This is a genomic window from Geodermatophilus sp. SYSU D01119 (assembly GCF_054049975.1).
In genome coordinates, this window is record NZ_JBJGYL010000047.1 from 1 (window position 1) to 17,791 (window position 17,791).

General features: G+C 76.8%; 18 protein-coding genes. 11 read left to right on the forward strand and 7 right to left on the reverse strand.

Annotated elements, in window-relative coordinates:
* Positions 1–222 precede the first annotated feature (222 nt).
* Positions 223–399 (forward strand): hypothetical protein, encoded by a 177-nt coding sequence (locus ACI79X_RS22680; protein WP_175562787.1) that lies wholly within the window; start codon positions 223–225, stop codon positions 397–399.
* 36 nt (positions 400–435) lie between these two features.
* Positions 436–1,962, forward strand: a complete 1,527-nt coding sequence (locus ACI79X_RS22685) for an adenylate/guanylate cyclase domain-containing protein (protein ID WP_457027682.1) — start codon at positions 436–438, stop codon at positions 1,960–1,962.
* A gap of 10 nt (positions 1,963–1,972) precedes the next feature.
* Here ACI79X_RS22685 and ACI79X_RS22690 read toward each other — a convergent pair whose 3' ends face one another.
* Positions 1,973–3,529 carry a glycoside hydrolase family 6 protein gene (locus ACI79X_RS22690; RefSeq protein WP_457027683.1) on the reverse strand — a complete coding sequence of 519 codons (1,557 nt, stop codon included), beginning with the start codon at positions 3,527–3,529 and terminating at the stop codon, positions 1,973–1,975.
* A 272-nt stretch (positions 3,530–3,801) separates the two neighbouring features.
* Between ACI79X_RS22690 and ACI79X_RS22695 the strand changes: the two genes are divergently transcribed.
* From ACI79X_RS22695 to ACI79X_RS22715, 5 genes are read left to right on the forward strand one after another with little or no spacing between them, the layout of a single operon-like run.
* A complete protein-coding gene (locus ACI79X_RS22695; protein ID WP_457027684.1) occupies positions 3,802–4,344 on the forward strand; it encodes an RNA polymerase sigma factor in 543 nt (180 codons plus the stop codon).
* Positions 4,341–5,195: a hypothetical protein gene (locus tag ACI79X_RS22700; protein ID WP_457027685.1), complete on the forward strand. Its 855-nt coding sequence runs from the start codon at positions 4,341–4,343 to the stop codon at positions 5,193–5,195. The genes ACI79X_RS22695 and ACI79X_RS22700 overlap by 4 nt, the downstream gene beginning before the upstream one ends.
* Positions 5,192–6,055: an ABC transporter ATP-binding protein gene (locus ACI79X_RS22705; protein WP_457027686.1), complete on the forward strand. Its 864-nt coding sequence runs from the start codon at positions 5,192–5,194 to the stop codon at positions 6,053–6,055. The genes ACI79X_RS22700 and ACI79X_RS22705 overlap by 4 nt, the downstream gene beginning before the upstream one ends.
* Positions 6,052–7,008, forward strand: coding sequence for a hypothetical protein (locus ACI79X_RS22710; RefSeq protein WP_457027687.1), 957 nt, complete (start codon positions 6,052–6,054; stop codon positions 7,006–7,008). Before ACI79X_RS22705 ends, ACI79X_RS22710 begins: the two co-directional genes overlap by 4 nt.
* Positions 7,005–7,604: a hypothetical protein gene (locus ACI79X_RS22715; protein WP_457027688.1), complete on the forward strand. Its 600-nt coding sequence runs from the start codon at positions 7,005–7,007 to the stop codon at positions 7,602–7,604. Before ACI79X_RS22710 ends, ACI79X_RS22715 begins: the two co-directional genes overlap by 4 nt.
* 31 nt (positions 7,605–7,635) lie before the next feature.
* On the opposite strand, the gene ACI79X_RS22720 is transcribed toward ACI79X_RS22715, so the two are convergent.
* The 5 genes from ACI79X_RS22720 to ACI79X_RS22740 all read right to left on the reverse strand — a co-directional run bounded on the left by ACI79X_RS22720 (position 7,636) and on the right by ACI79X_RS22740 (position 13,772).
* Positions 7,636–8,661, reverse strand: a complete 1,026-nt coding sequence (locus ACI79X_RS22720; RefSeq protein WP_457027689.1) for a potassium channel family protein — start codon at positions 8,659–8,661, stop codon at positions 7,636–7,638.
* 66 nt (positions 8,662–8,727) lie between these two features.
* Entirely contained in the window at positions 8,728–10,473 is a 1,746-nt protein-coding gene (locus ACI79X_RS22725; protein WP_457027690.1) for a class I adenylate-forming enzyme family protein, read from the reverse strand.
* Positions 10,474–10,617: 144 nt separating this feature from the next.
* Complete coding sequence (locus tag ACI79X_RS22730; protein ID WP_457027691.1) at positions 10,618–12,189, reverse strand: long-chain-fatty-acid--CoA ligase; 1,572 nt, start codon at positions 12,187–12,189, stop codon at positions 10,618–10,620.
* Positions 12,190–12,247: 58 nt separating this feature from the next.
* Positions 12,248–13,084, reverse strand: a complete 837-nt coding sequence (locus ACI79X_RS22735; protein ID WP_457027692.1) for a class I SAM-dependent methyltransferase — start codon at positions 13,082–13,084, stop codon at positions 12,248–12,250.
* A 34-nt stretch (positions 13,085–13,118) separates the two neighbouring features.
* Positions 13,119–13,772 carry a TetR/AcrR family transcriptional regulator gene (locus tag ACI79X_RS22740; RefSeq protein WP_457027693.1) on the reverse strand — a complete coding sequence of 218 codons (654 nt, stop codon included), beginning with the start codon at positions 13,770–13,772 and terminating at the stop codon, positions 13,119–13,121.
* A 120-nt stretch (positions 13,773–13,892) separates the two neighbouring features.
* On the opposite strand from ACI79X_RS22740, the gene ACI79X_RS22745 reads away from it, so the two are divergent.
* The 4 genes from ACI79X_RS22745 to ACI79X_RS22760 are packed head-to-tail and all read left to right on the forward strand — an operon-like array spanning position 13,893 to position 16,883.
* Positions 13,893–15,116 carry an acyl-CoA dehydrogenase family protein gene (locus ACI79X_RS22745; RefSeq protein WP_457027694.1) on the forward strand — a complete coding sequence of 408 codons (1,224 nt, stop codon included), beginning with the start codon at positions 13,893–13,895 and terminating at the stop codon, positions 15,114–15,116.
* On the forward strand, positions 15,113–16,105 hold the full coding sequence (locus ACI79X_RS22750; protein ID WP_457027695.1) for an acyl-CoA dehydrogenase family protein: 993 nt from the start codon (positions 15,113–15,115) through the stop codon (positions 16,103–16,105). The genes ACI79X_RS22745 and ACI79X_RS22750 overlap by 4 nt, the downstream gene beginning before the upstream one ends.
* Positions 16,102–16,593, forward strand: coding sequence for an enoyl-CoA hydratase-related protein (locus ACI79X_RS22755; protein ID WP_457027696.1), 492 nt, complete (start codon positions 16,102–16,104; stop codon positions 16,591–16,593). Before ACI79X_RS22750 ends, ACI79X_RS22755 begins: the two co-directional genes overlap by 4 nt.
* Entirely contained in the window at positions 16,509–16,883 is a 375-nt protein-coding gene (locus tag ACI79X_RS22760; protein ID WP_457027697.1) for a hypothetical protein, read from the forward strand. The genes ACI79X_RS22755 and ACI79X_RS22760 overlap by 85 nt, the downstream gene beginning before the upstream one ends.
* A 25-nt stretch (positions 16,884–16,908) precedes the next feature.
* On the opposite strand, the gene ACI79X_RS22765 is transcribed toward ACI79X_RS22760, so the two are convergent.
* On the reverse strand, positions 16,909–17,622 hold the full coding sequence (locus ACI79X_RS22765) for an ABC transporter permease (RefSeq protein WP_457027698.1): 714 nt from the start codon (positions 17,620–17,622) through the stop codon (positions 16,909–16,911).
* Positions 17,623–17,791 lie beyond the last annotated feature (169 nt).

Sequence of the window (17,791 nt, forward strand, 5' to 3'; positions counted from 1 at the left end):
GCCGGGGGGGGTGGGGGGGCGGCCGCGGGCGGGCCCGCCGGGGGCCGCCCCCCGCGGCGCCGGCCGGCCCCCCCCCGCGGGCCCCCCCGCGCTACCGCCTGGCCGGCCGGCGCGCGCGGCAGGATCCGCCGTCCTCCCTCGGAGGGGTGAGATGCGCCGCCTGGCTGGAGCCACCCTCCCGACCTGCCGATCTCCTGGGCACGGACGACAGGAGGTCCCCCCATGAACCCCATCGCGTGCCGCGCCGTCGCGCAGGCCGGCCTCGTGGCCGCCACCGCCTCGGCCGACGACGAGCGCCCCTGGCCGCTGCTGCTCGTGGCCGGCTGGCACTCCACCGCGGTCGACCTCGTGCTCGCCGACGGCCTGGTCGCCGAGGCGCTCGCCGAGCTGCCCGTCTGACCGTGTCCCCGCCCGCGCGGGGTCGTTGAGCCGGTCGTGGTCCCGACCGGCACGCGCGCCGCCGTCCTCCGGCGGGCCGACGACGTGCTGGCCTGGGCGCCGAGCGGCCGCGTCGCCGTCCCGCTCATCGTCGCGCTGGTCGTCGTCGCCGACCTCGTCGGTGTCGGCACCGTCACCCTGCTGCTGCTCGGCGTCTCCGACGACGGCGCGAGCACCGGCCGCACGCCGGTGCTGCTCGCCGCGCTCGCCTACCTGCTCGTCGCGCTGCCGCTGGCCACCCTCGCCGGGCTGCGCCGCCAGCGCGCCACCACCGCCTGGCTGGTCGCCCGCCGCGCGCCCACCTCCGCCGAGGCCGCCTCCGCGCTGCGCCTGCCCGTCGACGCCGCGCTCATCGCCGGCCTGGTCTGGCTGCTCGGGGCGCTGCTGGTCGGCGTCGTCGCCGCGCTCACCTCCCCCCAGCCGCTCGTCGGCCTGCGGGTCGGCGTCGCGACCCTGCTCGGCGGCGCGGCCACCGCGGGCGTGGTCTACCTGCTCGTCGCCCGCGCGGCCCGCGGCGTGACCGCCCGCGCGCTCGCCGCCCACCCGCCGTCGGGGCGGCTCGCGCTCGGGGTGCGCCCGCGGCTGCTGCTCACCTGGAGCCTCACCAGCGCCGTGCCGCTGCTCGGCGTGGTGCTGCTGTTCGTCGACCCCAGCAACCCCGGAGGTCCGGGGCGCACCGCGGTGGTGTTCCTCGCCGTCGTCGCGCTGCTGGTCGGCGGCCTGGCCACCCTGCTGCTGGCCCGCGCCGTCGGCGCGCCGCTGCGCGACCTGCGGGAGGCGGTGCGACGCGTCGGGGACGGTGACTACACGGCCGCCGTTCCCGTCGACGACGCCGGCGAGATCGGGCTGCTGCAGGAGGGCGTCAACACGATGGCCGCCGGGCTGGCCGAGCGGGAGCGGCTGCGCGACCTGTTCGGCCGGCACGTGGGCGCCACGGTGGCCGCGCGGGCGCTGGCCGAGGGCGCGTCCCTGGGCGGCGAGCTGCGCACGGTGGCGGCGCTGTTCGTCGACATCGCCGGTTCGACGTCGCTCGTGCGGCGCACCGGGCCCGAGGAGATGGTCGGCCTGCTCAACCGGTTCTTCGCCGTCGTCGTCGAGGCGATCGAGACCGAGGGCGGGCTGGTGGACAAGTTCGAGGGCGACGCGGCGCTGTGCGTGTTCGGCGCGCCCACCGGTCACCCCGACCCGTCGGGTGCGGCGCTGCGGGCGGCCCGGCGCATCTGCGACGCCGTCCGGGCGGCCGGGGAGGTCGACGTCGGCGTGGGCGTGGCGTGCGGTCCGGTGTGGGCCGGGCAGGTCGGCACCGCGAGCCGGCTGGAGTACACGGTGATCGGTGACCCGGTGAACGAGGCCGCGCGGCTCACCGAACTCGCCAAGGACGACCCGGGCCGGGCGGTGGCCAGCGAGGCGGCCGTGCGGGCGGCCGGCGGGGGCGAGGCCGCGCACTGGCGGCCGGACGCGGAGGTGGAGCTGCGCGGTCGCGGCGAGCCGACCCGCACCTGGGTGCGGGCCGGCCCGCCCTGACGGCGGGACCTCAGTCCGACGTGCAGGTCCGGTCGTTCACCGTGAACAGCCACGGCTCGGCGACCGGCGCCCCGTTGCTCGCGCCGTTGAACCCGAGGGTGACCTGCTGGCCGGGCCGGATGGTCCGGTTCCAGTCGAGCGAGTCGACGGTGACGAACTCCCCGTCCTGCCGCGCCGCGCCGCTCCACAGCCGGGACACGGTCTCGTCCTCGTGGAACGCCCACTCCAGCTGCCAGCCCTGGATCGGCGTGCGGCCGGTGTTGCGGATCCACACCTGGGTGGTGAAGCCCTCCGCCCAGGAGCCGTGCACCGTGTAGGAGACGTGGCAGGTGGGCGCCGGGACCGGTGCCGCGGCCAGGGCGAGCAGCTCGCGGGCCTGCTCGGGGAACCACTGGCCGGCGGCCGGGTCGGGCGTCTGGTCGGCCGGGTGCGGCACCGACGAGCCGCGGTGGCAGGAGCCGTCGGACTCACCCGGGACCTTCAGCCACAGGAAGGCGTCGGCGAGGGCGTTGCCGGTCTGCGTGGTGGGCAGCGCGCCGAGCCCCCGGCCGGGCGGGTTGCACCAGTCCAGCGGGCTCGGGAAGCCGGCCGGTGGAGTCCACGTGCCCTGGCCGTTGCGGCTGGTGTCGATGACGAAGTGCGCCTGGGCCGCCGGGTCCCGCGCCAGGCCGGTGTCGGCGAAGGCCTGGTCGTAGGCGGCGTCCGTGCGGCCCCAGGTGGAGACGTCCGCGGGGTCGGCGGGGGAGTACTGGCTGGCGCACCAGGAGCGGTCCCACCAGCTGTTGAGGTCCAGGTGGATGCAGTCGGAGATCCAGGTGCCGTACCTGAGCAGCCGGTCGGTGGCGACGTAGTTGGACGCGTTGAGGAAGAAGCCGTCGGCCTCGGCGACGCCGGCCCGGATGAGCCGGTCGGAGATCTCCCCGACGCCGAGCCAGCCGCTGTGCGTCCCGTCGAGGTAGACGTCGGTGGCCGGCAGGGCCGCGAGCGCGTCGACGGCGTGGCCGAGCATCGCGTAGCGGTCCGCGGCCGCCGTGGCGGGGTCGGCCTCGGCCGGCCGGCACCACTCCTGCTGACCGTCGAGGGTCGTGTTCCAGGGGATGATCCCGAGCCCGTCCGGCTCGAGGACGACGACCGCCTCGCGGTCGCCGATGCCGGCGGCGAACGCGTCGATCCAGGCCTCGTACTCGGCGCGCGTCGTGGCGCCGCCGGCGGAGTACTGCGCACAGTCGCGGAACGGGACGTTGTAGGCGACCAGCACCGGCGCCGCGTCGGCCCGGTCGGCCGCACCGACGAGCTCCGCGACCTCGGCGCGGACCTCGTCGGGGCTGCCTCCGGTGAACCAGGTGGCCGACGCGTACCCACCGAGCAGCTGGGCGTCGGTGCGGGCCTGACCGGTGAGGCCCTGGGCGGCCTCGAGGGTGGTGCTCTCGGGGTTGACGAACAGCGGGGTGCCGGGTTCGAGGACGTCGTCGGCCGACGCCGTCCCGAGGGGGGAGAGGAACAGCAGGGCGGAGGCGGCCGCGATCGTGGTCGCCGTCCGCCGCCTCGTCGTCGAGGTGGTCAGCATGCACGTCCTTCCGGTGCCGGACGCGGGCGACTGTGACCCACGTCATGGTGAAAGCGCTCTCACGATGCGTGCACCGGGGAGGGGCGTCAACCCCGCGCGTCTCCCGGGCGTGTCTCGCCGTACACGGACGGTGACCGCGGCCCGCCGCTCCCGCCGTCCCGTGCCGCGGCCCCGCCGGCACTTCCCGGAGGGCGCCGGCGCCGGGACACTCCGGGCCGGAGCCGGTCCCGGACCGGTGAACAGCTCGAGGCCTCCGGAGCTACAGGTGCAGCATGAGGCAGGAACCGCGCTCGGACGGGGACCTGCTGCGGGCCGTCGCCGACGGTGACCGGTCGGCGCTGCGCGAGCTGTACGACCGGCACGCCCCCTGGCTGCGGGCACGGCTGGCCCGCCGGTGCGGCGACCCGGGCGTGGTGGAGGAGGTCCTGCAGGACACGTTCCTCGCGGTCTGGCGCACCCCGACCGGCTACCGGGGTTCCGGGGACGTCCCCGCCTGGCTGTGGGGCATCGGGATCCGCCGGCTGCTCGCCGCCGTCCGGCCGCGTCGTCCGCTGCCGCTGCGTCTGCTGGTCCCGCCACCCGCGCCGTCGGCGGAGGACGAGGTGCTCGTCGCCGTCGAGCACGGCGACCTCGCCTCGGCGGTCGACGGCCTCTCGCCGGAGCTGCGCGCCGTCGTGCGCGCCGTGGTCCTGGACGGACTGACCAGCCGCGAGGCGGCCCGGCTGCTGGGGGTCCCGCCCGGCACCGTCCGCACGCGGATGGCCGGGGCGCGCGCTCAGATGCAGGCGGCACTGACCCAGGAGGCACTCCCATGAGCTGGCACGTCGACGCGAGGACGTGGGCCGGGTACCGCGCCGGTGCCCTGGCCGACGCCGCGGCGGCCTCCGTCGAGACGCACCTCCTCGAGTGCGCGGCCTGCCGGGCGGTGCCCGCCTCCGGTGCCACGCCGGAGGAACGGGCCCTGCACGAGCGCAGCTGGGACGCACTGGGTGCCGCCGTCGACCGGGAGCCGGCGTCCGCGGTCGAGGGGCTGCTGGGGTGGGTGCTGCCGCCGCACGTGGTCCGGCTGCTGGCGGCCGCGCCCGCGCTGCGGCGGGCCTGGTGGGCCGCGGGGACCGCGCTGCTGGCACTGGCCCTGCTCGCCGCCCACCTGGGCACCGGCACGGTGGGGACGGCCCTGTTCGTGGTGACCGCGCCGCTGCTCCCCCTGGGCGGGGTGGCCCTCGCCTACGCCGCCGTCGACGACCTCGCCGGCGACGTGGCGACCACGACGCCGTACCCACGGTTCCGGCTGCTGCTCCTGCGGACGGTGGCCGTCGCGGCGGTCACCCTGCCGGTCACCGCGGTGCTGGCCCTGGCGCTGCCGGGGGGCACCCGTGCCGCCACCCTCTGGCTGGCCCCCGCGCTCGCGCTCTGCGCGCTCACCCTGGCGCTCTCGGCCCGCGCCGATCCCCGCCGGGTCGCGGCCGTCCTGACGCTGCTGTGGCTGGCCGTCTCCTGGAACGTGCTGCGCCCCTCGCGCCTCCCCCTCGCGGTCGACGGGGTGCTCGACCGCTCCCTCGCCTTCCGCCCGGCCGGTCAGGCGGCGCTGCTCTGCGTCGCCGTGCTGGCCGCCCTGGCCGCCGTCACCCGCCGCACCACCTTCGAGGACAGGAGCAGGAGATGACCCTCCCCGTCGCGCTCGCCGGCGTCGGCAAGCGCTTCCGCGGCACGGCCGCGCTGCAGGACGTCACGCTGGAGCTCCGGCCCGGTGTGACCGGGCTGCTCGGCCCGAACGGGGCGGGGAAGACCACCCTGCTGAGGATCGTGGCCACCGCGCTGTCACCCGATGCCGGGACGGTGCGGGTGCTCGGCGCGGACCCGGCCGATCCCGCGGGGCGGCTCGCCATCAGGCGGCGGCTGGGGTACCTGCCGCAGGAGTCGGGCGCCTACAGCGGCTTCACGGCCTTCTCCTTCGTCGACTACGTCGCGGTGCTCAAGGAGATGACCGACCGGTCGGCCCGGCACGCGGAGGTCCGCCGCGTGCTCGACGCCGTCGGTCTCGGGGACCGTGCGCACCAGCGCATCCGCGCGCTCTCGGGTGGGATGCGCCGCCGGGTGGGGCTGGCCCAGGCGCTGCTCGGCCACCCGGACCTGCTGGTCCTCGACGAGCCGACGGTGGGCCTGGACCCCGAGCAGCGGCTGCGCTTCCGGGAGGTCCTGGCCGGGCTGCCCGACGACGCGACGGTGCTGCTGTCCACGCACCTGACCGAGGACGTCGCCGCGTTGTGTCCCACCGTCGTCGTCCTCGACTCCGGCCGAGTGCTCTTCCACGGCGGGACCACGGCCCTGGCCGCCCTGGCCGACGGGCGGGTGTGGGACGCCGAGGCGCCCGACCCACGTGCCGCCGTCTCGTGGCGCACCCCGGAGGGCCGCTTCCGCAACGTGGGCTCCCCACCGCCCGGGGCCGCCCTCGTGCCGGCCGGGCCGGAGCACGGGTACCTGCTGCTCACCGGATCCACGGCCGCCGAGCAGGTGGCGTCGTGACCGCGGCGGTCGCCGGCCGCGACGTCGTCGTCGGACGGGACACCGTTGCCGCGCTGGCCCTCGCGGAGGTCCGCTACACCGCGCGCAACCCGGTCCTCTGGGCCGGGGCCGCCCTGTCGGCCGTGGGCACCTGGTACGTGAGCACCGACGGGACCTTCACCGAGGGCCGATCGGTCACCGACGGCTACGGGACCTGGGAGCTGGCCGCCGCTCCGCTCGCGCTCGCCGCCTTCCTGGTGGGCAACTGGGCGGCCCTCCGGGAGCGGCCGGCCACCACGGCGGAGATGTTCACGAGCACCCCTGCCCGGCGGTGGGACCGGACGTCCGGCCTGCTCGCCGCGGCCGCGGTGCCCGCGCTCCTCGCGCTGGTGCTCATGGCGGCGCAGTGGACCGCGGTGGTCGCCCAGGGTGGGGTCCGCATCGGGCAGGGCCGGTGGTCGAGCACCGTCACCCCGACGCCCCTGGAGCTGGTGGGCGCCCCGCTGGCGGTGGCCTGCGCCTTCGTGGCGGGCGTCGCGATGGCACGCGTGGTGCGGTCCCGGGCCATCGGCAGCGTGCTCGGCTTCGTGGGCTGGGCGTTCCTGTACGTGTTCTTCTGGATCTGGTTCACCGCGCCGTTCGGGGTCTTCGCGGTCTCGCGGTCCTCGGTCGTGACGGCCGACCTCGGACGGGACCCGTCGACGGCGGAGCTGGCCCGGTGGGACGGCGTGGACCCGCCGGGCGCGTTCACCGAGACCTACCTCGCCGGCTCCCGCGACCTCGGCTTCCACGGCCTGCACCTGACCTACGTGCTGGGGCTGGTGGTGCTCCTCGCCGGGGTGGCGCTGGCGCGCAGCGGCCCGGACCGGCGGACGCGTCCGGTGCTCGTCACCGGCCTGCTCCTCGTCGTGCTGGGCGTCGCCGGGCAGTTCCTCGTGCACGACGGAGCGGGCACGTGGATGGGGTCCCTGTGAGCTCCGCCGTCGTGCGCTGGCCGGCGCTGCTCGCCGCCACCGGCACCGTGCTCCCCTGGGGCCCGGTCCTGGCGGCGGGCGGTGCCGGCCTGGCGACGGCGGGGGCGATGGCCGTCGTGCCGCCCGGGGGTGACGGGCTCCTGCTGGTGCTCGGCGTGCTGGTGCTGGTCACCGGCGTCGCCGTCGCCGGCGAGGACCCCTCGGCCGCCGTGGCCGAGGTGGCGCCCGTGGGCCCGCGGCGCCGGCTGGCGGCCCGGCTGCTGCTGGTCCTGCCGGTCTCGGCCGCCGCGCTCGCCGGCGTGTGGGCGCTGGCCGTCCTCGCCGGTGCCGCGCCGGGGCGCGGGCCGGTCCTGCTGTGGGTGTCGCTCGCCGCCGTCGCGACCGCCGTGGGCGCCGCTGCCGCACGCAGCGCGGCGGCGGTCCCGGGTCCGGCGGCCGCGGCCGCCGTCCTCGGGGCCGGCCTGCTCGCCGTCCCGCTCGTGCCGGCACCGGTGGCGGGTCTGCCGTTCTGGAACTCGACGGCCGAGCGGGTGGCCTGGGCGCTCGCGGTCTCCGCGGTGGTGCTCGCGCGGGCGACGCGCGACCGCGCGGCCTGACCGCGCGGGGGAGGGGACGACCCGGCCGCGCTCAGTGCGAGCGGACGACCACCAGGACGTCCTCGCTCTGCAGCGTGCCGATCAGCGGGTCGTCGAAGCGCAGCGTGCGCCCGCCGCGGGTCACCGACAGCACGATGTCGCGCAGGTCGCGGGGGCCCAGGCCCACCTCGCCGGAGGTGACCACGCGCTGGGAGAGGTCGAGTCCCTGGCCGCCGGTGAGCAGGTCCTCGACCACCGACACCACCCGCGGGCTGTCGGTGGACAGGCCCAGCAGCCGGCCCGACGTCGCCGAGGTGGTGATGACGGTGTCGGCGCCGGACTGGCGCAGGAGGCTCGCGTTCTCCTCCTCGCGCACGCTGGTGGTGATCGGCACGGTCGGGTTGAGCTGGCGCACGGTCAGGGTGATGAGGACCGCGGCGTCGTCGCGGTTGGCCGCCACGATCACCGCCCGGGCACGCTCCACGTGCGCGCGGCGCAGCACGTCGGTGCGCCCGGCGTCGCCGACGATCCCGGTCAGACCGATCGAGTTGGCCTCGTCGATGGCGCGCTGGTCGGCGTCGACGATGACGATGTGCTCCAGCGGTGTGCCGGTCGCCTGCAGCGAGCGGACGGCGCTGCGGCCCTTGGTGCCGTAACCGCACACGATGACGTGCTGGCGCACGCGGGACCTCCAGCGACGGATGCGGAACTCCTCGCGCGAGCGCGTGGTGAGCGCCTCGAGCGTGGTCCCGATGAGCACGATGAGGAACAGCACGCGCAGCGGCGTGATGAACAGGATGTTGACCAGCCGGGCGCCCTCGGTGATCGGGGTGATGTCGCCGTAGCCGGTGGTCGAGAGCGTGACCGTGGAGTAGTAGACGGCGTCGAGCAGGGAGATGCCCACCTCGTCGCCGTCGCGGTAGGCGTCGCGGTCGATCCAGACGATGAGGACCGTGAGCGCGAGGAAGAACGCCGCGAGCACGACCCGCTGCCACACCTGGCGGACGGGGGAGGGCTCCTCGTGGGCGAGTTGCACCCCGGTGTGCGGGTCCTCGCTGGCCCCGTGTCCGCCGATCACCCCGCGGACGATAGCGAGCGGGGGCGGTGCCCACCGGGATGCCGGTGCGCACCGCCCCCGAACGGGTCAGCTCCCTGCGGCGGCCTCGCGCTCGCGGGCGGCCAGCTCGCGCTTGAGGACCTTGCCCGCCGCCGACACCGGGATGGCGTCGATGAAGACGACGTCGCGCAGCCGCTTGTAGTGCGTGACCCGGTCGTTGACCGCGGCCATCACCGACTCCGCGGTCAGCGCGCGGCCGGCGTCGTCGTCCCTGCGCACCACGTAGGCGACCGGCAGCTCCCCGGCGGCCTCGTCGGGCCGGCCGACGACGGCCGCGCCGGCGATCCCCGGCACGCCGAAGAGGACCTCCTCCAGCTCGCGCGGGAAGACGTTGTAGCCCTTGTAGAGCAGCATGTCCTTGGTGCGGTCGACGATCGAGAGGTAGCCGTCCTCGTCGAGCACCCCGACGTCGCCGGTGTGGAACCAGCCGTCGGCGTCGATGCTCTCGGCGGTCGCGTCGGGCCGGTGGGCGTAGCCGCGCATGACCTGCGGGCCGCGGATGCACACCTCACCGCGCTCGCCCGCGGGCAGCGGGTCGCCGCCGCCGAGCGGGCGGATGGTGATCTCGGTGTCGAACACCGGGACGCCGACCGTGCCGGCCTTGCGGGTGCCCGACCGGAACGACGGGTTGCCGGTGGCCTGCATGGTGACCTCGGTGAGGCCGTAGCCCTCGCCGATCACCGCGTTGGGCAGCACCGCCTGCAGCTTCTCGATGAGCGGCACGGCCAGCGGCGCGGCGCCGCTGGAGACGCCGCGCACGTGCGACCAGTCCTGCTCGGTGAAACCGGGCACCTGCAGCAGCGCGACGAACACCGGCGGCGCGCCGCCGATGCTGGTGACCTCGTAGCGCTTGGCGTCCTCGACGTACCTCACCGGGTCGAAGCGCATGTGGATGACGGTCGTGGTGCCGCCGAGCACCATGCCGTTGAGGTAGCCGATCGCGCCCATCGCGTGGAACCAGGGCGTCAGGTTGATCAGCCGCGCCTGGCCCAGCCGGATCGGGTACTCGTCCTCGCCGAGCACCTGCCGCACGGTGACGTCGCCGGCCTCGTCGAGCTCGGGCAGCGACCCCGACGTCCAGCACGCCGACTGCAGCACGTTGGTGACGACGTTGCGGTGCGGCAGCTCCACGCCCTTGCTGACCCCGGTGGTGCCGCCGGTGTAGGCCAGGTGCGCGAGGTCCGCGGCGGGGTCGATGCCGGCGTCGAGGTGCCGGTCGGTGGGGTCGGCGGCCAGCAGGTCGGCGAGGTCGACGTCGCCGTCCTCGAGTCCCTCGAGGCGGGCGGCGAAGTCGAGGGTGTGCGCCTCGCCGGTGACGACGACGGTGCGCACCGGCGTGGCCGCCAGCGCCGAGCGGACGAACGGCAGCACCTGGTCCCAGGTGACGAGCACGGTGGCGCCGGCGTCGGAGAGCTGGGCGGCGAGGTCGGCGGCGGGCAGCAGCGGGTTGGTGGGGGAGAAGACGGCGCCGGCCATCATCACGCCGTAGTAGACGGCCGGGTACTGGCGGCAGTTCGGGATGTGCACCGCCACGACGTCGCCGCGGCCCACCCCGTGGTCGGCCAGCCAGTTGGCGACCGCGGCGGCCCGCTCGCCGAGCTCCTCGAAGGAGAGCTCGACGTCGTGGTCGACGAACGCCGTCCGCGTGCCCCACCGGCGCACCGCGGCCCGCAGGATCGAGCCGACGGGGACCGACGGGTACTCCAGCGAGTGCGGCAGCCCGGGCGGCCAGCTGGCGGCGGTCGGGCTCGGTGCGGACTGCGTGGCGGTCATGCGGGTCCTCCCTGTCGGGTCCTGGGCCCCGACAGCGTGTCCCACGTCACACGGGCTGTCGAGGTGCACGGTGCAGCGACCGGAGGCCCCCCGACGGTGCTGGGTGCACAGCGGCTCGGACGGCGGGGGCTCGGACGGCGGGGCTCAGACGGCGGGGTCGCTCACCAGCGAGCCGGCCCGGTGCTCGGTGCGCAGCGACGTCTTGAGCACCTTGCCGCTGGGGTTGCGCGGCAGGGCGGGCACGAACGCGTACTCGCGGGGGTGCTTGTAGCGGGCCAGCCGCTCGCGGCACCAGGCGGTGAGCTCCTCGGGCGTGGGCGGGGAGTCGGCGTCGCGCGGGGCGATGACCGCCAGCGGCGCCTCGCCGTAGCGGGCGTCCGGGACGCCGATCAGCGCGACCTCGGCGACGCCGGGGTGGGCGGCCAGCACGTCCTCGACCTCGGCGCAGTACACGTTCTCGCCGCCGGTGATGATCATGTCCTTCTTGCGGTCGACGACGTAGTAGTAGCCGTCCTCGTCCTCGCGGACCAGGTCGCCGGAGTGGAACCAGCCGCCCGCGAACGCCTCCGCCGTCGCCTCGGGCTTGCCCCAGTACTCCTTCATCACCATCGGGCTGCGGTAGACGATCTCGCCGACCTCGCCGCGCGGCACGTCGTGCATCGCGTCGTCGACCACGCGGACCTCGACGTTGAGCATCGGGGTGCCCACCGAGCCGATCTTGCGGACGGAGTCCTCGCCGCGCAGGAAGCAGGTGACCGGGCTGCACTCGGTCTGGCCGAAGGCGGTGATCACCTCCGCCTGCGGGAAGGTGTCGATCATCGTGCGCAGCAGCGTCGTCGACGCCGGGGCCGCCCCCCAGGAGATGCGCCGCAGGCTGGACAGGTCGCGGTCGGCGATGCCGGGCACCGCCACGACGGCGGCCCACATCGCCGGCACCAGGAAGATGCTGCTCACCCGCTCGCGCTCGATGAGGTCGAGCGTGGCGACCGGGTCGAAGCCGCCGCTCCGGAGGATCACGTGCGTGCCGCCGAGCAGCAGCGGCGGCAGCCCGCCGGCCAGGCCCGCGATGTGGAACAGCGGGGCGCCGGGCACGCCGACCCGGTCGTCGTCGCCCCAGCCGAGGTGGGTGACCTGGCTGAACACGTGCATGAGCAGGTTGCGGTGGGTGAGCACGGCGCCCTTGGGGCGGCCGGTGGTGCCCGACGTGTACATGATGAAGGCGGGTGCGGTCTCGTCAACCTCGACGCCGGGCGGCTCGGCCGAGGCGGCGGCCATGGCGTCCTCGAGGTCGCCGCCGAGGGTGAGGACCGTGGTCACCTCCGGCGCCTGCTCGCGGGCCTTGGTGGCCACCTCGCCGAGGGCGGCGTCGACCAGCAGCGCGGTGGCGCCGGAGTCGGTGAGCACGTAGGCGACCTCGTCGGCGACCAGCCGGAAGTTGACCGGGACGACGACGGCGCCGAGCCGGACACCGGCCAGGTAGGCCTCCCAGACCTCCATCGAGTTGAGCCCGAGCACCGCCACCCGGTCGCCGGTGCCGACCCCGCGGCCGGCCAGGGCGTTCGCCAGCCGGGTGACCCGCTCGTCGAGCTCGGCGTAGGTGCGCCCGCCGCCGTCGAAGCGCAGCGCCCACGCGTCCGGGGTCCGGCGGGCCCAGCGCGCGAGCTGGTCGGCGGCGGTCATGCCGCGGCCCTGGAGGGTGGGGATCGGCACGCTCACGGGTCCTCCTCGGTCGGGGTGTGACCCGCGTCATGCTGCTGGCGACCTGACGCGGCGGTCAACCCTGACCGGGGCGTCTCGCGGCCGCCCCGACGAACAGCGGGTCGACCAGCACGGCGTCGGCCGCGGCGGCCTGCGCGCGCAGCCTGAGCCCGAAGTCCGCCGGCCCCACCTCCGCCGCGGTGGCGGTCCCGGTGCGCTCGAGGACCGGGAGCAGGCTCGCGACGTCGCCTGCGACGATCGCCCACCCGAGCGCGTCCCCGCCGCGCTCCAGCGGCTGGCCGGTGGTCAGCACGGGATCGGGCAGCCCCGCGGCCGCGAACAGCGCGGCCAGCCGCAGGCCGGCGTCGACCCGCACGCCGGCCCGGGTCAGCGCGGTGGTCAGCCAGCGGTTGAAGGCGGTGAGCAGCGGCAGCTCCGGCTCGGCGGCGCGCGTCGCGAGGACGACGTCGAGGAAGGCCACGACCCCGCCGGGGCGCACCAGCGCGGCCGCCCGCCGCAGCAGCGCGACCGGGTCGGGCAGGTGCAGCAGGACCAGCCGGCCGACCACCGCGTCGAGCGGGCCGGGTGGCTCCCAGGTGGTGACGTCGGCCTGCTCGAAGGTGACGCCGGGCCGGCCGGCCGCGCGGTGCCGGGCCACCTCCAGCGGGCGCGGCGCGGCGTCGACGCCGGTCACCCGGCCGTCCGGGCCCACCCGGTCGGCGACGGCGAGGGTGACCGCGCCCGGGCCGCAGCCGAGGTCGGCCACCGCCATGCCCGGCGCGAGGCCCGCGCTGTCCAGCCACGCCCCGGTGGTGGGCCCGTAGAGCGAGGAGAGGGCGTCGAGCCGGGCCATCTCCGGGTCGTCGTCGCCGAGCACGTAGCCGGTCGGCGCGCTCGCGGTCCGGTCGTCCATGCCCGGTCATCGTGGCCCGCCCACCGGGCGGGCGTCAGCCCTCCGGGCGCGCGAACAGCATCCGCGCGGCGAGTCGCCGCCACAGCGCCAGGTGCGGGTCGGTGGCCGCCGGCCGGTCGGCGAAGGCGTACACGCAGGCCACCCCGCGCATGCTGGTGAACAGCAGCTCGCACAGCTCCGCGTACAGCGGCGCGGCGGCGATCTCCGGCCCCCAGATGCCGTCGGCCACCCGCCGGATCGCCGCGCGCAGCCGCCGCTCCTCCACCCGCAGCGCCGAGCGCAGCCCCGGGTCGGTGCGGGCCGCGGTCCACAGCTCCATCGCCGCCCAGAACGGCGGCTCCTGGAACGTCGCCCACATGAGGTCGATGGCCCGGTCGACCCGCTCCTGGCCCGGCGGCTGGTCGGCCATGAGCGCCGCGGCGCGCTCCTCGACCTCGGCGAGCAGCGTCGTCGACAGGTGCCCGGCGGCGGCGACGAGCAGCTCGGCACGGGACGGGAAGTGGTGCAGCAGCCGGCCGCGGGACACCCCGGCGCGGGCCTGGACGGCGAGCGTCGAGGCGCCGGCGTAGCCGTCCTCGACCAGGCAGGCGACGGCGGCGTCGAGGATGAGCGCGCGGCTGTCGGCCGTCCGCGCGGAGCGGGTGCGCGGCCCGTGCACGGCGGCGCTGTCCACGGGATCGGCGGTCACCCGGCGCAGGGTAGGCCGCCGCGCCGCCGGCGAACAGTCACCGTTGACCGTTCCGGGTGACCGGTGCCACGCTGCGCCCGGGACCGCCCGACCCACACCCCGATGACGCGGAGGACCGGCGTGGACTTCGACGACACCCCTGACGAGGCCGCCTACCGGGAGCGCGTGCGCGCCGTGCTGGCCGACCGGGCCGGCGACCTGCTGCACGTGGCGCCCGGCGAGCCCGTCGACGCGCGCAGCCGGGAGGCCGAGCTGCGCGCCACCCAGCGCGTGCTCGCCGAGGAGGGCCTCGTCGGCGTTCCCTGGCCGCGCGAGTACGGCGGGCAGGGCGGCACGCTGGTGCAGCAGGCGATCGTGGCCCAGGAGCTCGCCCGCGCCCGGGTGCCCACGCTCATCAACCACATCGGCATCGGCATGTGCGGGCCCACGGTCATCGCCCACGGCAGCGACGACCAGCGGTCCCGCTACCTCGCCCGGCTGCTGCGCGCCGACGACGTCTGGTGCCAGCTGTTCAGCGAACCGGCGTCGGGCTCCGACCTGGCCGCCCTGCGCACCTCCGCCGTCCGCGACGGCGAGGACTGGGTGGTCAACGGCCAGAAGGTCTGGACGACGCTCGCCCACGTCAGCGACTTCGGCATCCTGCTCACCCGCACCGACCCGGGGAAGCCGAAGCACGCCGGGCTGACGATGTTCGTCGTCGACATGCACGCCCCCGGGGTCACCGTGCGCCCGCTGCGGCAGATGAGCGGCGACGCCGGGTTCAACGAGGTCTTCTTCGACGACGTCCGCATCCCCGACTCCGAGCGCCTCGGCGAGCCCGGCGAGGGCTGGCGGGTCGCGCTCACCACGCTCATGAACGAGCGCGTGGCCATCGGCGGCGCCGGCAGCGACATCGGCCCCTCGCCGGAGTCGCTGGCCGCGCACGCCCGCGACCGGCTGCCGCAGCTCGACCCCGAGCGGCAGGCGCTCGCCCGCCAGGCGGTGGGCCGCGCGCTGGTCGCCGCGCTCGCCGCCCGCTACACCGGCTACCGCCGCTTCACCACGCTGTCGCAGGGCGGCGTGCCGGGGCCGGAGGCCAGCGCCGGCAAGCTCGGCGGCACCGCCGCCGCCCGGCTCGTGACCGACGCCGGCGTCCGGCTGCTCGGCGACGACGCCGTCCTCGGCGCCACCGCCGCCGGCGACGACACCTGGCAGAAGGCGCAGGCCTACGTGCCCGGCATCGCCATCGCCGGCGGCACCGACCAGGTGCTGCGCAACGTCCTCGGCGAGCGGGTGCTGGGCCTGCCGCCGGAGCCGCGCACCGACAAGACCGCCCCCTTCTCCTCCTCCGGAGGCCGCCGGTGAACTTCGACCTGTCCGACGACCAGCGCGCCGCCGCCGCCGGCGCCCGCGAGTTCTTCACCGGCTCGGTCCCGCTGTCGGCGGCGCGCGGCGCGCTCGAGGGCGACGGCGCCCCCGCGCCCGGCCGCAAGGCGCTCGCCGACATCGGCTTCCTCGGCATCACCGTGCCCGAGTCCGCCGGTGGCGCGGGCGGCAGCGTGCTCGACCTCGCCGTCGTCGCCGAGCAGGGCGGCGCGGTGCTGGCCGGTCCCTCGCTGGTCACCGCCGCGCGCGCCGCGGTGCTGCTCGAGGGCGCGCCCGACCTCGCCGCGCAGCTCGCCGACGGGTCGGCCGCGATCGCCGTCCTCGACGGCCCGCCCACCGGCTCGGCGCCGTCGGTCGACGCCGCCGACGCCACGCTGTTCCTCGCCCTCGACGGCGACGCGCTCGTGGCGGGGGAGGGCGAGGTCGTGCCCGGCACGCCGCTGGACGCCACGCGCGGCCTCGCCCGGGTGCGGCTGACCTCCCGCCGCGTGCTCGCCGAGGACGCCGGCGCGCTGTGGGCGCGGGCCCGCCGGGTGGGCGCCGTCGTGATGGCCGCCGAGGACCTCGGCGCCGCCGACCGCGCGGTGCTCATGGGCGTCCGGTACGCGCAGCAGCGGGAGGCGTTCGGCCGGGTCATCGGCTCCTACCAGGCGGTCAAGCACATGCTCGTCGACGCCTGGGTGGGCGTGGACCAGCTGCGCTCGCTGGTGTGGTGGGCGGCGTGGGCGGCCGACTCCGCCCCGGAGGAGCTGCCGCTGGCCGCCGCGGCCGCCAAGGCCTATGCCGCCGAGGTGTTCGAGCGGGCCGCCGAGACCGTGGTGCAGGTGCACGGCGGCATCGGCTTCACCTGGGAGCACGACGCGCATCTGTACTGGCGGCGCGCCAAGACCGACCGGCTGCTGCTGGGCGACGCCGCCGAGCACCTCGACGCCGTCGCCCGGCTCGCGGAGGCCGGCGCCCTGGGATGACGTCCGAGCAGCTCCGGTACGACGTCGCCGACCGCGTCGCCACGATCACCCTGTCCCGCCCCGAGCGGCTCAACGCCTCCACGCCGCGGATGGCCGTCGAGCTCGCGCAGGCCGCGGCGGCCGCCGGCGCCGACGACGGCGTGCGGGTCGTCGTCGTCACCGGGGACGGGCGGGGCTCCTGCGCCGGCGCCGACCTCGGGGCGGGCGCGGGCACCTTCGGCGGCCGCGGCCGCGAGGACGCGCCGGCCCGCGGCACGGTCGACGGCGTCCCGCGCGACCGGGGCGGCATCGCGTCGCTGCGGTTCGCCGCGCTGCGCGAGCCGGTGATCGCCGCGGAGTCCGCGCGGTTCGGGTTCGTCTTCGCCTGCCGCGGGTGGTCGGCATCAGCCAGGCGGTGGAGTGGGTGGCCACCGGGCGGGTGTTCGACGCCTCCGAGGCGCTGCGCGGGCGGCTGGTCTCCCGCGTGGTCCCCGACGAGGAGCTGCTGACCACCGCGTACGCGCTGGCGGACGAGATCGCCGGCAACACCTCCGGCGTCGCGGTGGGCGCCGCCCGCCAGCTGCTGTGGTCGATGCTCGGGCAGTCCTCGCCGTGGGACGCCCACCGCGCGGAGTCCCGGGCACTGGCCGAGCTGGCCGGCGGGCCCGACGCCGCGGAGGGCGTGGCCGCCTTCCTCGACGAGCGCGCCCCCGACTTCCGGGCCCCGCTCGGCGACGGCGACGTCGCCGGGGTGGCGCGCTGGCCCGCACCCCCCGGCGACGTCACCGACCCCCTCTAGCCGATCCCGTCCAGCGGATCCCGCGTCAGGCCGCCGCGATCGCCGCGACCGGTGCGGTGCGGGCCGCCCGGCGCGCGGGCAGCACGCTGGCCAGCAGCCCGGCGACCGTCGCCACGACGACGATCCCGCCGACCTGCACCCACGGGACGTCCACCACCACGACGTCCTGCCCGCCGAGCAGCGACGCGGTGCCGATCAGCCCGTAGGCCCCGCCGATGACCACGCCGAGCACGGCGGCGACGCCGGCCACCAGCAGCGCCTCCCAGGCGAGCAGCCCGCGCATCTGACCGCGGGTGAGCCCGAGCGCCCGCAGCAGGCCGTTCTCCTGCCGCCGCTCCACCACCGACAGCGCCAGCGTGTTGCCCACGCCGATCAGTGCGATGAGCACCGCGACGCCGAGCAGGCCGGTGACCACCAGCAGCATCGCGTCGAGCACCTGGTCGATCGCGGCGCGCTCGCTGGCCAGGCCGGTGACGTAGGCCTGGGGCGCGGCCGCGCCGGTGAGCTCGGTGACCTCCGCGATGGCGTCCCGCTGCCCGTCGCCGTCGGCCAGCCGCAGCCACAGGGTTGCCGCCGGGGCGTCGGGCACCAGGCCGCGCAGGTCGGCGGCGTAGAGCACGGGCGTGCTCGCGTCCCCACCGACGACGGCGGTCAGCGTGCGGCTGTTCGCCCCGGCGGTGAGCGTCACCTCGTCGCCGTCGCGCACCGACCACACCTCGGCCGCCCACGGCGGCAGCACGACCTCGCCGAGGGCCGGCAGCGGCAGGTCGGGGGGGGGGGGGGGGGGGGGGGGGGGGGGGGGGGGGGGGGGGGGCGGGGCGGCGGGGGGGGCGGGGGGGGGGGGGCCGGGGCGGCGGGACGCCGGGGCGCCGCCGGCGTGCTTGACACGCGACGCCGGGCGGGGGCGG

Coding starts and splice junctions, on each gene's coding strand:
- ACI79X_RS22680 (WP_175562787.1), top strand. CDS start 223: ATGAACCCCATCGCGTGCCGCGCCGTCGCGCAGGCCGGCCTCGTGGCC.
- ACI79X_RS22690 (WP_457027683.1), bottom strand. CDS start 3,529: ATGCTGACCACCTCGACGACGAGGCGGCGGACGGCGACCACGATCGCG.
- ACI79X_RS22695 (WP_457027684.1), top strand. CDS start 3,802: ATGAGGCAGGAACCGCGCTCGGACGGGGACCTGCTGCGGGCCGTCGCC.
- ACI79X_RS22700 (WP_457027685.1), top strand. CDS start 4,341: ATGAGCTGGCACGTCGACGCGAGGACGTGGGCCGGGTACCGCGCCGGT.
- ACI79X_RS22705 (WP_457027686.1), top strand. CDS start 5,192: ATGACCCTCCCCGTCGCGCTCGCCGGCGTCGGCAAGCGCTTCCGCGGC.
- ACI79X_RS22725 (WP_457027690.1), bottom strand. CDS start 10,473: ATGACCGCCACGCAGTCCGCACCGAGCCCGACCGCCGCCAGCTGGCCG.
- ACI79X_RS22735 (WP_457027692.1), bottom strand. CDS start 13,084: ATGGACGACCGGACCGCGAGCGCGCCGACCGGCTACGTGCTCGGCGAC.
- ACI79X_RS22755 (WP_457027696.1), top strand. CDS start 16,102: ATGACGTCCGAGCAGCTCCGGTACGACGTCGCCGACCGCGTCGCCACG.